Source organism: Janibacter sp. FSL W8-0316, assembly GCF_038004165.1.
GTDB classification, from domain to species: domain Bacteria; phylum Actinomycetota; class Actinomycetes; order Actinomycetales; family Dermatophilaceae; genus Janibacter; species Janibacter indicus.
This window is the reverse complement of the sequence record NZ_JBBOQX010000001.1, coordinates 2,891,677-2,903,097: the sequence shown is the minus strand read 5'-3', so window position 1 is coordinate 2,903,097 and position 11,421 is coordinate 2,891,677. Positions and strand designations below refer to the sequence as shown.

Here is an 11,421-nt window from a genome sequence, read left to right as displayed (position 1 = left end):
ATACAACCACATGGCTACGGTGACGGCATGGCTGCCCCTCTCCCCCGCCCTCCGGTCGCCCTCTCGATCGCCGGGTCGGACCCCTCGGGCGGCGCCGGGATCCAGGCGGACCTCAAGACCTTCAGCGCACTGGGCGCCTACGGCACGTGCGTCATCACCGCCCTCACGGCGCAGTCGACCCGTGGCGTGACGCACGTGCACGAGGTGCCCGTCGACGTCGTGCGCGCCCAGGTCGAGACACTCGTCGCCGACGTGCGCATCGACGTCGTCAAGGTCGGGATGCTCTCTTCCGCCGCGCTCGTCGAGACCGTCCACGAGCTGCTGGCGAGCGGCCCGCTGGCCGCGACACCGGTCGTCCTCGACCCGGTGATGGTCTCGACCTCCGGCTCGCGGCTGCTCTCGCCCGACGCGGTCGACGCCGTGCGGGCCCTGCTCCCCCGCGCGGATGTCATCACGCCCAATGTGCCCGAGGCCGGAGTGCTCCTCGACCAGCCGCCGGCCGGGTCCGCCGCCGAGCTGCCCGAGCAGGCCACCGCGCTCCGGGCACTGGGCGCACGTCGCGTCCTGCTCAAGGGCGGCCACCTCGACGGCACCGAGTCGGTCGACGTGTGGCACGACGAGCGCGGCACGAGCGAGCTGCGCGGACCGCGGATCGCGACGACCGCCACCCACGGCACGGGGTGCACGCTCAGCTCGGCGATCGCCGCCCTTCGCCCGCGCCACGACGGGTGGCTGCCGGCGGTCCGCGAGGCACGCGGCTGGCTCACCGAGGCACTGCGCCACGGCGAGTCGCTCGACGTCGGGTCGGGGGCCGGGCCGGTGCACCACTTCCACGAGCTCGCCCGATGGAGCCAGACCATCCCCTGACCAGACCTTTACCCTTCGGCGGGACCGGAGGATCATGGCGATCGTGTCGGGGCAGGACATCGATCACTACGCCGCCGTCGTCGATCTGGTCACCGGGGTCGCCGAGGCCTCCGAGCACGTCGACGCGCGACTGGGGCGGATGAGCGACCTGCTCATCGAGCTGCTCCACTCGGACACCGGGCTGATGGTCCACGGTGCGCCCGACGGCTACGAGATCCGGGCGATCGGGCGCGGCGCCCACGAGGCCGCGCGGTCACGGATGACCGACGAGCTGAGCATCGCCGCCGGTCCCGACCCCCTGCTCGACCCCGTGCGTGCCGGTGACCTGCGGCCGACGACGGCCGGCCGCGCGCACGGCGGTCAGGCCGTCTGGCAGGCCACGCCCAAGTGCCGCGGCAGCCTCGAGATCTGGGGTATCGACCAGGTCGTCGCGCTGCCGGTGCGTGGCGGGATCGAGTTCGTCGCCTTCCTCATCGGGCGTCGGGGCGAGGACTACGGCGACGCCGACCTCGACCTGCTCACGGCGGTCCAGCCCGTCGCCGTCGGGCTCGTCGCCCTGCTCGAGCCGGAGCACCTGCCCCCGCCGGCTCTGCGCGTGGCGCAGCTGACCGACCGCGAGCGCGAGGTGCTCGCCCTGCTCGCCGCCGGCCACAAGGCCGCGACGATCGCCCGGCTCGCCGGATGCTCCGAGCGCACCGTGCACCGACACCTGGCCAACATCTACGCCAAGCTCTCGGTCACCGACCGGCTGAGCGCCGTCGTCACGGCGCAGCGGATCGGGCTGCTACCGCAGACGTGACGGGGCCGCCATGGGTAGATCTACCAATGGTCGGCCGGGCCGCGCAGGAGTGTGCTGGTCGGCACCCCGCCGGACGAGCCGGCGGCCTCGCAGATGGAGCACGACGATGAAGCACACGATCCTCGGGCGAGTACTGGGCACGCTCGCCGGCGCATCGGCCCTGGCCCTGGGAGTGGCGAGCACGGCGTCGGCCCACCACTGCTACAAGCTCGACTGGAACGACAAGGCCGCCGAGCAGCAGGCGGGCAACGGCTCGCCGTGGACGCCGCTCTCGACGCTCGGCGCGATGGTCATCGCGCAGGACGTCGGCATGCCGGAGTGCGCGGGCTACAGCTCGGTCGCGATCGACCACTGGATGGAGGAGACCGGCACGACCTCGGAGCCGCTCATCCACCTGCGGGCCACGGTCGGCGGCGGGGCGCTGCACCACAACCCGCAGGGCCGGACGGCCCGGTCCATCGGCTACCTCACCGAGGCCGACTTCACGATCCTCGAGGAGGGCCTCGGTCTGGCCATCGCGCAGTGCCAGGCCGACCAGCCGAGCTGAGCACCCGGCACCCTCGGTCAGGCCGCGACGTCGTGCAGGTGGTGCTCCACGTCGTGGAGCAGGTAGCGGCACAGGCCGGCGATCGTGAAGGGCGCGCCGTCGCCCCGGGTACCGGCGCGCCCCCACGCCTCACCTCGCACCCTGTCGAGGACGGCGACGGTGCGCTCGGTCTCCTCGGCGACCTGTCGGGCCACGACGCGCGGGTCACTGGCCCAGAACTCCCGGCGCACGGCCTCGGCCTCCCCGTCGTAGTCCGCGAAGGGGGCGCCCTCCCGGGCGAGCACGGCGCTCACCCGATCGCCGAGGACCCGGACCAGGTCACGCGCGTGGCAGGCGTACTCGAGGGGCGACCACACCCCCGGGGCCGGCCGCTCGCTCGCCCCCGGGCGTTGCAGTGCCGCGGCCCAGCGGGGCACCGCGGCGAGGAGCCGGTCACTCGTCGCGGCCGGGTCGTGCGGGGTGTAGCCGCACTCGTCGCACCCGTCGTCGACGACGAACGTCCAGTCCCGGGAGTCGTGGTCGGCGGGCGGCGGCGGGGTGCTCATGCATCCAGCCTAGGCTCGGGGCATGACGACCTGGCTGCCGCTCGCCGCCGCCATCGTCTGCGAGGTCGCGGCCACGCTGAGCCTCAAGGCGGCCCTCGACCGGCCCGTGCTCTACGCCGTCGTCGTGGCCGGCTACGTCGCGTCCTTCGGCCTGCTCGCCGTCGTGCTCCGACGGGGCATGCCCTTGGGCATCGCCTACGGGATCTGGTCGGCCTGCGGTGTCGCCCTGACGACGCTCCTGTCGACCGTGCTGCTCGACGAGACCTTCACCCCGCTCATGGGACTGGGTGTCGTCCTCGTCATCGGGGGCGTCCTGCTCGTGGAGACGGGCGCCCCGCACGAGCCGGAGGCGTCGCCGTGACGGCATGGGCGTGGCTCGTCGTCGCCGTGGCGGCCGAGGTGGCGGGGACGCTCTCGCTGCGCATGGCGGTCGACCGCGGCCCCCGGTGGTACGCCGCCGTCACGCTGGGCTACGTCACGGCCTTCGTCGGGCTGTCGACGAGCCTCGCGCACGGCATGCCGCTCGGCGTGGCCTACGGGACGTGGGCCGCCGCCGGGGTCGCACTCACGGCCATCGGCTCGCGGGTGCTCTTCGGGGAGGCACTGACCCGGCGGATGGCCGTCGGGATCGCCCTCATCATGGTCGGCGTCCTGCTCCTCGAGCTCGGCGGCAGTCACTGATCCCGGTGCCCACCGTCGGCGCGACGACTCAGCCGAAGAGCGCGGCGAGCCGGTCGAGGGACGAGCGCAGGTTGGCCTCGGTCGTGTTGCGTGCCCGCTCGTAGCGCGACTCGTCGGTCAGCTCGCGCCAGTCGTAGGTGTGGGTCACCTCGGTGCCGCCGTCGGCGGTCGGGCTCAGCTCCCACCCCCACTGGTGGCCGAAGGGGGCCTGCCCCTGGGCCGCCGGACGCCAGGCGATGCGGCGCCCCTCCTCGAAGTCGACGACGTGGTTGTACCGGTCGTTGCCCGAGGTCGTCGTCGTCATGAAGACGTCGCCGACCGCGTGGACCCGCTGCCCGGGTGCGGACGCGCCGAGGTTGTCGTTGCCGTCCCAGGCGAGCTGACGCGCGGGATCGGCGATCTCCTCGAAGACCGCCTCGGGCGGCGCGGCGATGGTGGTGGAGGCGGTCACGACCTTGGTCTCGTCCATGGCACCCACCCTAGGACCGCGCGGCCAGGCGGGCTCGGGAGGAGACCTCGTCAGCCCTGCGGCACGACGGGCACGACCTGCCGCAGGGCCTCGACGTCGGGCTGGTGCACCCCGAAGCCGAGCGCCGCGACCCGCTTGCCGGTCGGGACGTGGAGCAGGTTCTTGCCGTCGAGGACGAGGTCACGGGGCTCGGTGAGGGGGAACCGCCGCAGGGTCATGCCGAGCGGGTTGCACACGCGCACCTCGTGCGCCTCGATCCGCAGCATGGGGTTGACGAGCTGGAGGACGCCGAGGGCGGTGAGCACGACGCCCGCCGCGACGGTCACCCAGGCCGAGGTGAGCAGGGACACGAGTGCGATGAGCACACCCAGGCCGACGAAGGTGATGGCCATGGGGCGGCTGTGGCGGATGGTCAGCGGCTGCATGGTCGCACCCTAGTCGGCGACCTCGATGACGAGCTTGCCGCGGGCGGCGCCGGACTGGCTGGCCGCGAAGGCCTGCGGCACGTCCTCGAGGGCGAAGGTCCGGTCGACGTCGACCCGTAGTCGGCCGGCGGCGACCTCGTCGAGCAGGTCGGCCAGGCGTGCCCCGTCAGGTCGCACCCACACCCAACGGCCGCCGTGCTCCTCGACGGTGGGGTCGGTGATCGACGCGAGGCGTCCGCCGTCGCGCAGCATCGCGCAGCTGACGTCGAGGACGCCACCGACGAAGTCGGCGACCGCGTCGAAGCCCTCGGGCGCCACCTCGCGCAGGCGCTCCTCGAGCCCGTCGCCGTACTCCACCGGCGTGACGCCGATGCCGCGCAGCTTGTCGTGGTTGGCCGTCGACGCGGTGCCGACGACCGTGGCCCCGGCGGCGATCGCCAGCTGGGCGGCGGCGAAGCCGACGCCACCGGAGGCGGCGTGGACCAGGAGGGTGTCCCCCTTCGTCACGGCCAGCGTCTCGAGGACACGAAGGGCGGTGAGCCCGGCGAGCGGGAGGGCCGCAGCGACGTCGTCGGTGACCTCGTCGGGGACGGCTGCCACGTCATCGACGCGGACCGTGACGTACTCGGCGAAGGTGCCGGCCGACAGGACCTGCTTGCGGGCGTAGGCGGCGACCCGGTCGCCGGGACTGAACTCGGGGCTGTCCGGGCCGACGGCGTCGATGACACCGGCGACGTCCCAGCCGGGGATGACCGGGAAGTCGGCGGAGAGCATCGGGTCGAGACCGCCGGACATGGCCTTCCAGTCGACGGGGTTGACCCCGGCCCGGGTGACCCGGATGCGGACCTCGCTCGGGCCCACCTTGGGGACCGGCAGGTCGCTCAGGTGCAGCTCGTCGGTGGTGCCGTACTGGTCGTAGGTGATGGCGCGCATGATCGGGTCAACCTCGGGAGGTGGCAGGGCATTCCACAGGGGTCAGAGTGGTCGCTTGAACCCCACGTGGCTGGCCTCGTAGCCGAGACGGTCGTAGAAGGCGTGTGCCCGCCTGCGCACCCGGTCGGTCGTCAGCTGAGAGAGGGTCGCGCCCCGGGCACGTCCGTGGTCGTGGGCCCACGAGAGCATCGCGGCACCGAGTCCCATGGACCGCTCGCTCCCGGCGACGCGCACTCCCTCGACCTGCAGCCTGATCGCGCCGTTGCGCGAGAGTCCCGGCACGATCGACAACTGCATCGTCGCGACGACGCGGTCCTGCTCGTCCTGCACGACGGCGAGGTACTGCGCGCGGTCACGGCTGATCGCGTCGAAGACCCGCTCGTAGTGGGCGAGGTCGGTGCCCTCGCGGGTGGCGCCGAGCTCGTCGTCGGCGAGCAGGGCGACGATCGACGCGACATCGGTGCGCACCGCTCGGCGGACGCGGTAGCGACGCTCCCCGAGCTCGAGGACCCCGCCTACGGACTCGGCTGCCCGAGCCCTCAGATCGAGCGCGAGGGCGTCGAGCCAGCCGCCGACGTGCCGTCGGGCCTCGTCGGTGTCGGGGTATCGGCAGCGCAGGTGAAGGCCGGCCTCGTCGAGGATGAACCACAGCATCACCCCGTCGGAGCGGATCGTCGCCCCGACGTACTGGGCGTCCAGACCCGCCGCGTCGACCCGTACCGGCAGCCGCCGCAGGTCGAGCCAGGAGACGGCGAACATGCCGGGTGCCTCCGGCATGCCGCCCCACGGACGCATGACGTCGTCGAGCGGCCACGAACCGAGGTGCACCGCTTCTCTGACGGCGGCGGCGCAGGCCTGCGGGTCAGGGTCGGACGACTCGAGGACCGAGTTGGCGATGAACCACCCGACCGAGTCGTGCCACCTCGCGTCGTATCGCGAGTGGACGGGGAAGACGGCGCGCAGCGGTGAGTCGGCGAGGTCGCGGGTGACGGCGGTCATCGCGGCGACGACGGTGGTCAGGATCGAGACACCGTCACCGCGGGCCTGTGCGGCGAGCGCGGCCGCGTCGTCGACGTCGAGCACGTCGCGCAGCTCGACGCGCTCGGCGTGCGGCACCGGCTCCCCGAGCGGCAGCGGGAAGCGGGGCATGACGTCACCGCTGGCGGCGAGCACCTCGGCCCACCGCCGGCGGACGTCGTCGGGAGCGGGGTCACGGTCGGCCAGGGCCGCGGTGTGGTCGGCGAAGGGAGGAACGAGCGTCAGCTCGGGGATGCTCTCGCCGTCGGTGAGGTCGAGCGCCGCGAGGAGGTCGCGGATGACGACGAGCATCGACCACATGTCGACGTGGGCGTGGTCGGCGCCGATGACCACCGTGGGACGTTGCGCGGTCTCGAGGACGAGGAGTCGGTGCGAGGGCGTGGCGAAGGGGGTGCACGTCGCGTCGAGCACGTCCCGGACGCAGTCGTTGACCGCCTGCCCCGAGGCGACGGGGTGCTCGACCCACTGCCCCGGCGTGACCTCGAGCTCCTCGAGCACGGGCACCCCGTCGGGACCGGGCGCGAAGCCCGACCGCAACGTGCCGTGTCGCGCGATGACGGCGAGCCAGGCGGCCGAGAGCCGCTGGCGCGCAACGGGGACGGGCAGGGTGAAGCAGATCGCCATCCACGAGCCGGGCCGGTCGCCACCACCGACGTGGCGACGCTGGTCGAAGGAGAGCGGCAGGGCGCGTCCTGTGCCGTGGGCGGTGACGTCGTAGCCCAGGAGCCTCCCGAAGGGCAGCCGCAGGTGGGCGACGTTGGACAGCCTCATGGCGGTTACCGTAGCCGCACGGTGCCGCCCGCGCGCCGGGCGAGGAGGTACCCGTGACCAGCTTCGACGTCCCCGGTGCGCGGCTGAGGCTGGAGTACAGCGACGAAGGGGGCCACCCCGTCGTCCAGCTCCACGGCCTGACCTCCAGCCTGGCGCGCGACCGGGTCCTCGACCTCGACCTCGGTCGCGGCCTGAGCGGTACCCGGCTGCTGCGCTACGACGCCCGCGGGCACGGTCGGTCAACGGGCCGGCCGGTGGCCGACGACTACCGGTGGCCCCGGCTGGCCCAGGATCTGCTCGCCCTGCTCGACGTGTGGTTCCCGGGCGAGCGCGTGCACGGGGTCGGGCCGTCGATGGGCTGCGCGACCTTGCTGCACGCGGCGCTGCTCGACCCCGGGCGCTTCAGCGGGCTGACTCTCATGGTTCCGCCGACGGCCTGGGAGACCCGCGCGGCCAAGGCGCACGACTACGAGCGCTCCGCCGAGGCTGTCGAGGCCCATGGTCTCGAGCTGCTGCTGCGAGCCCAGGCAGCGGCGCCGGCGCCGCCGGCGACCGCCGGGGCACCCGACACCGTGCCCGACGTGCGGACCGACCTGCTGCCGTGGGTCTTCCGCGGAGCCGCCCGCAGCGACCTGCCCGACCGCGAGTCGCTGCGCTCGATCGACCTGCCGACGACGATCCTCGCCTGGACGGACGACCCGGCGCACCCGCTGTCGACGGCCGGGGCCCTGCTCGACCTGCTCCCCCGCGCGACCCTGCAGGTGGCGAGCACCCGGGCCGAGGTCGACCGCTGGCCCGCGGTGCTCATGGCCGACGTCGAGAGGACCGTGCGATGAGCGGCCCGCCACCCCTGCACCAGGCGATCGCCGTGCTCGACGCGGGCGGGCAGGTGCGTGTCGCGCGCTCGCGCGGCTACGTGATCGGCCTCCTCGTGCTGGGTCTGCTCGTCGGAGCGGGGCTGCTCGCCTGGCTCGTCTTCGCCGTCGCCGACGGACTGCGCCGCGACCGGATGGGCGTGGTGCTCGCGCATCCGGTGACCTGGGCCAGCACCATCGCCGTCGTGGCCTGCGCCCTCCTGCCGGTGGTCATCGCGGTGCGGCTCCACCGCCGTGAGGCCCTCGTCGTCACCCACGGGGGGCTGGCCACGGAGTCGGGTGGCGTCATCCGCTCACACGTGCCGTGGACCGGCATCGAGCGCGTCGGCTTCGAGAGGGTGACCGGCCCCTACTACCACTTCGCCCCCCGCTCGGTGACCTACGTGCTGACTCCGGCGGCGATCGAGGCCAGGGACCGCGCCCTGGTGGCCGCGGGCCGGCGCCCGCCCCGCTATGGGCTCCTCGGGCCCGGTGGGTACGTCCTCGAAGCCGGGTACGTCGGTGGGCGGCGGCGCCTCTACGAGCTCCTCGCCGCGGCGCACCACCGCTACGGCGGCGTCAGGCCTTCCTGACGACGTCCACGCGCAGGATGCGGTCGTCGCCATCGCCGGGATCGCCGCGACCGTCGGTGTTGTTGGTGAGCACCCACAGCGAGCCGTCGGTCGCGACGGCCACGTCGCGCAGCCGCCCGTGCTCGCCGACGAGGTGCTCGGTGGACGTCGTCACGTCGTCGAGGGGCACCTCGCGCAGCCGCTCGCCGCGCAGGTTGGCGATCCAAATGCTGCCGTCGTCGATCGCGATGCCGCTCGGGCTCGCCTCGTCGGGCGACCACTGCTGCACGGGGTCGGTGAACCGGTCGTCGTCGGCGGTGCCCTCGACGGTCGGCCAGCCGTAGTTGTCGCCGGCCTCGATGACGTTGAGCTCGTCCCACGTGTCCTGGCCGAACTCGCTGGCATACATCGTCCCGTCGTCGTCCCAGGCGATGCCCTGCGGGTTGCGGTGGCCGAGGGTCCAGACGAGCGAGTCGTCGAAGGGATTGTCCTCGGGCACCTCGCCCTCGGGCGTCAGCCGCAGGATCTTGCCCGCGAGGCTCTCGGGGTCCTGGGCGCGGTCGGTCTCGCCGGCGTCACCGGTCGTCACGTAGAGCATGTCGTCGGGCCCGAAGGCGATCCGGCCACCGTCGTGGAAGCTCGCCGACGGAATGCCCTCGAGGATCGTCTCGGCGTCGCCGAGCCCGAGCGCGCCGGGCTCTCCGGTCAGCTCGTGGCGCACGACGCGGTTGTCCTCGTCGGTCGTCAGGTAGGTGTAGAGGTGGTCCTCGTGGAGGGCCAGGCCGAGTAGCCCACCTTCGCCTCCCGCGGAGACGCCCTCGACCGTGCCGACCTCCCGGGTGCCGTCGTCCGTCAGCTCGAGGACGCGGCCGGAGTCGCGCTCGCTGACGAGCGTCACGTCGTCGTCGATCGCGATGGACCACGGGGCGTCGAGGCCGGTGACGACGTCGGTGGGTGCGCTGCCCGACGAGGACGAAGGGGGCGCACCTCGCGTCGCCGTCCCGGAGCCGCGGTCCGTCGCCTCCCCCGAGCACCCGACGAGCAGGGCCACCGCTGCGACGAGCGTGGCGGCGCGGGGGGCTGTCCGGCGGTCCATGACCTGACGCTACCGGCGGGCCTAGCCTGAGGCCATGGACGAGACGACCCCACTTCGCGTCGTGGCGGTGGTCGACGACTGCACCCGCCTCACGCCGGAGGCGAGGCAGGTCTGGCGCGAGCGCCTCGGGACGCTGCGGCAGGGCGAGATCCTCAACTGATGCGCCGCCTCCAGCTGCTCCTCGACGTCCTCGGCGCGGGTGAGGACCACCCGACCGTGCGGGAGCTCGTGGACCTGCTCGGCGGCACCCCCGTCACCACCGACGAGCGACTCGTCGACGAGCCTGCCCACGTCTCGCGGCGGCTGAGCTTCGCCTCGGGCGGGGAGGTCGTGCTTCACGACGGCGCGGTCGTGGCGGTGCTGCTCCACGTGCGGCCGACTCCCTTCGCCCGCACGGGGATCGACCTGCGTCACTGGATCGGCCTAGCCGGCCGACGAGCGACGCTGGACGGCCTCGCGAAGGCCGTGGACGCCAGGCCGAGGTTCGGCGGGCGGTACGCGTACTTCGAGCGCGACGGCGGCTTCGTGCGCTGCATCTTCGACGGCCGCTGGAGGGAGCCCGGCAACCTCGTCGAGCTCGCCGTCACCCTCGACCAGCCGGGACGCGCCTGCCAGCCGGACGACGACACCTGCTCGGTCTGCGGTGACCTGCCGGTGCGGGGAGCTGCCAGTGACGGGCTCGTCGTCGACGCGACCATCGCTGCGCTGCAACGCAGGCGCGACGACGGCCTGCTCACCGAGACCTACTCCCCCGCACCGCTCGCCGACCTGCGGCTGCTGCACCGCTCCGGGCTCATGGAGCGCGTCGAGAGCCAGCTCGAGTGCTCGGCGTGCCGGCGGATCAGCGCGCTCACCCTCCACCGGGAGGGGCCGGCCACCTTCGTCCACGTCATGTACGACGAGGCCAGGCGACGACCGATGGAGGCGATCCCGCCCGTGGAGCAGTGGGGCGATGCCTCCCGCATCGCCGCGGCGGAGGAGGCGATGCGCTACCTCGACCACCGACCTGGGTCGTGGTTCCTCGCGCGCGACCCGGACGGCGACCTGTACCTCGAGTCGCGCTACGTGCGCAGCAGCATGGTCGACGGCTCGTGCCTCGTCCGGCTCGACGCCGCGGAGGTCGAGGGGTACGAGACCGGCGGAGCCGAGTACCTCGACGACCTGGCGCGGCGGATCGACGGGAGCCGCCCGTGGTCGCAGGACTCCCCCTTCGGTCGACGCAACCTCCACCTCGACCGCGGGGCAGCCGACCTGGTGGCGGAGTTCACGACCGCCGTCCGGGACCACCGGTGGGTCGCCGAGCAGCGGCAGGCGGCGCACCGGCGGGTGCGGTCTGCCGAGGACTGACCCCTGACCGCCGCGGGCCCTACGCTGGGGTGATGGGCCTGAGGATGGACAACGTCGGCATCGTCGTGGAGGACCTCGCCGCGGCGGTGGACTTCTTCCGCACGCTCGGTCTCGAGCTCGAGGGCGAAGGGGAGGTCTCCGGCGAGTGGGCCGGTCGCGTCACCGGTCTGGGCGACCAGCGCGTCGAGATCGCGATGATGCGCACCCCGGACGGTCACGGGCGGCTCGAGCTGTCGCGCTTCGTCGAGCCGGCGGTCGTCGCCGACCACCGCACGGCGCCGGTCAACGCCCTCGGCTACCTGCGGGTGATGTTTGCCGTCGATGACCTCGACGAGACCCTGGATCGCTTGCGGGACAAGGGAGTCGAGATGGTGAGCACCGAGGTGGTGCGCTACGAGGACGCCTACCGGCTCTGCTACGTCCGCGGACCCGAGGGGCTCCTGCTGGGGCTGGCGGAGGAGCTGCGCTGAGCAGCTG

16 protein-coding genes are annotated in these 11,421 nt (G+C 73.3%); 10 read left to right on the top strand and 6 right to left on the bottom strand.

Going from position 1 to position 11,421, the window contains the following annotated elements; translation table 11 throughout:
* The first annotated feature begins 27 nt into the window (after positions 1-27).
* The 3 genes from thiD (at position 28) to NYE39_RS14330 (ending at position 2,213) form a co-directional block, all read left to right on the top strand.
* Positions 28-867 carry a bifunctional hydroxymethylpyrimidine kinase/phosphomethylpyrimidine kinase gene (gene thiD, locus NYE39_RS14340; RefSeq protein WP_341013053.1) on the top strand — a complete coding sequence of 280 codons (840 nt, stop codon included), beginning with the start codon at positions 28-30 and terminating at the stop codon, positions 865-867.
* Positions 868-901: 34 nt separating this feature from the next.
* The gene (locus tag NYE39_RS14335; RefSeq protein ID WP_341013052.1) at positions 902-1,666 is read left to right on the top strand and encodes a helix-turn-helix transcriptional regulator; all 765 of its coding nucleotides are present in this window, start codon (positions 902-904) and stop codon (positions 1,664-1,666) included.
* 106 nt (positions 1,667-1,772) lie between these two features.
* Positions 1,773-2,213 carry a hypothetical protein gene (locus NYE39_RS14330; protein ID WP_341013051.1) on the top strand — a complete coding sequence of 147 codons (441 nt, stop codon included), beginning with the start codon at positions 1,773-1,775 and terminating at the stop codon, positions 2,211-2,213.
* Between the two features lie 17 nt (positions 2,214-2,230).
* Here the strand turns inward: NYE39_RS14330 and NYE39_RS14325 are convergent, their stop codons facing one another.
* On the bottom strand, positions 2,231-2,758 hold the full coding sequence (locus NYE39_RS14325) for a DinB family protein (protein ID WP_192911500.1): 528 nt from the start codon (positions 2,756-2,758) through the stop codon (positions 2,231-2,233).
* Positions 2,759-2,780: 22 nt separating this feature from the next.
* Here NYE39_RS14325 and NYE39_RS14320 point away from each other — a divergent pair, with 22 nt between their 5' ends.
* Positions 2,781-3,119, top strand: a complete 339-nt coding sequence (locus NYE39_RS14320) for a DMT family transporter (RefSeq protein WP_192911499.1) — start codon at positions 2,781-2,783, stop codon at positions 3,117-3,119.
* The gene (locus tag NYE39_RS14315) at positions 3,116-3,439 is read left to right on the top strand and encodes a DMT family transporter (protein WP_192911498.1); all 324 of its coding nucleotides are present in this window, start codon (positions 3,116-3,118) and stop codon (positions 3,437-3,439) included. The genes NYE39_RS14320 and NYE39_RS14315 overlap by 4 nt, the downstream gene beginning before the upstream one ends.
* A 28-nt stretch (positions 3,440-3,467) precedes the next feature.
* Here NYE39_RS14315 and NYE39_RS14310 read toward each other — a convergent pair whose 3' ends face one another.
* The 4 genes from NYE39_RS14310 to NYE39_RS14295 are packed head-to-tail and all read right to left on the bottom strand — an operon-like array spanning position 3,468 to position 7,075.
* Positions 3,468-3,908, bottom strand: coding sequence for an SRPBCC family protein (locus NYE39_RS14310; RefSeq protein ID WP_192911497.1), 441 nt, complete (start codon positions 3,906-3,908; stop codon positions 3,468-3,470).
* A gap of 50 nt (positions 3,909-3,958) precedes the next feature.
* Complete coding sequence (locus NYE39_RS14305) at positions 3,959-4,333, bottom strand: hypothetical protein (protein WP_192911496.1); 375 nt, start codon at positions 4,331-4,333, stop codon at positions 3,959-3,961.
* Between the two features lie 9 nt (positions 4,334-4,342).
* A complete protein-coding gene (locus tag NYE39_RS14300; protein ID WP_341013050.1) occupies positions 4,343-5,266 on the bottom strand; it encodes an NADP-dependent oxidoreductase in 924 nt (307 codons plus the stop codon).
* 42 nt (positions 5,267-5,308) lie between these two features.
* The gene (locus tag NYE39_RS14295; protein ID WP_341013049.1) at positions 5,309-7,075 is read right to left on the bottom strand and encodes a GNAT family N-acetyltransferase; all 1,767 of its coding nucleotides are present in this window, start codon (positions 7,073-7,075) and stop codon (positions 5,309-5,311) included.
* Positions 7,076-7,128: 53 nt separating this feature from the next.
* Between NYE39_RS14295 and NYE39_RS14290 the strand changes: the two genes are divergently transcribed.
* Together NYE39_RS14290 and NYE39_RS14285 are read left to right on the top strand one after the other, a co-directional pair.
* Positions 7,129-7,911: an alpha/beta fold hydrolase gene (locus NYE39_RS14290; RefSeq protein WP_341013048.1), complete on the top strand. Its 783-nt coding sequence runs from the start codon at positions 7,129-7,131 to the stop codon at positions 7,909-7,911.
* Complete coding sequence (locus tag NYE39_RS14285; protein WP_341013047.1) at positions 7,908-8,522, top strand: hypothetical protein; 615 nt, start codon at positions 7,908-7,910, stop codon at positions 8,520-8,522. Before NYE39_RS14290 ends, NYE39_RS14285 begins: the two co-directional genes overlap by 4 nt.
* Here NYE39_RS14285 and NYE39_RS14280 read toward each other — a convergent pair.
* Positions 8,509-9,597 carry a PQQ-dependent sugar dehydrogenase gene (locus NYE39_RS14280; RefSeq protein ID WP_341013046.1) on the bottom strand — a complete coding sequence of 363 codons (1,089 nt, stop codon included), beginning with the start codon at positions 9,595-9,597 and terminating at the stop codon, positions 8,509-8,511. The genes NYE39_RS14285 and NYE39_RS14280 overlap by 14 nt on opposite strands.
* Before the next feature lie 34 nt (positions 9,598-9,631).
* On the opposite strand from NYE39_RS14280, the gene NYE39_RS14275 reads away from it, so the two are divergent.
* The 3 genes from NYE39_RS14275 to NYE39_RS14265 are packed head-to-tail and all read left to right on the top strand — an operon-like array spanning position 9,632 to position 11,414.
* Positions 9,632-9,757 (top strand): hypothetical protein, encoded by a 126-nt coding sequence (locus NYE39_RS14275; RefSeq protein ID WP_341013045.1) that lies wholly within the window; start codon positions 9,632-9,634, stop codon positions 9,755-9,757.
* The gene (locus NYE39_RS14270) at positions 9,757-10,944 is read left to right on the top strand and encodes a hypothetical protein (protein WP_341013044.1); all 1,188 of its coding nucleotides are present in this window, start codon (positions 9,757-9,759) and stop codon (positions 10,942-10,944) included. The genes NYE39_RS14275 and NYE39_RS14270 overlap by 1 nt, the downstream gene beginning before the upstream one ends.
* Before the next feature lie 32 nt (positions 10,945-10,976).
* Positions 10,977-11,414, top strand: a complete 438-nt coding sequence (locus NYE39_RS14265) for a VOC family protein (RefSeq protein WP_341013043.1) — start codon at positions 10,977-10,979, stop codon at positions 11,412-11,414.
* The last annotated feature ends 7 nt before the right edge of the window (positions 11,415-11,421 follow it).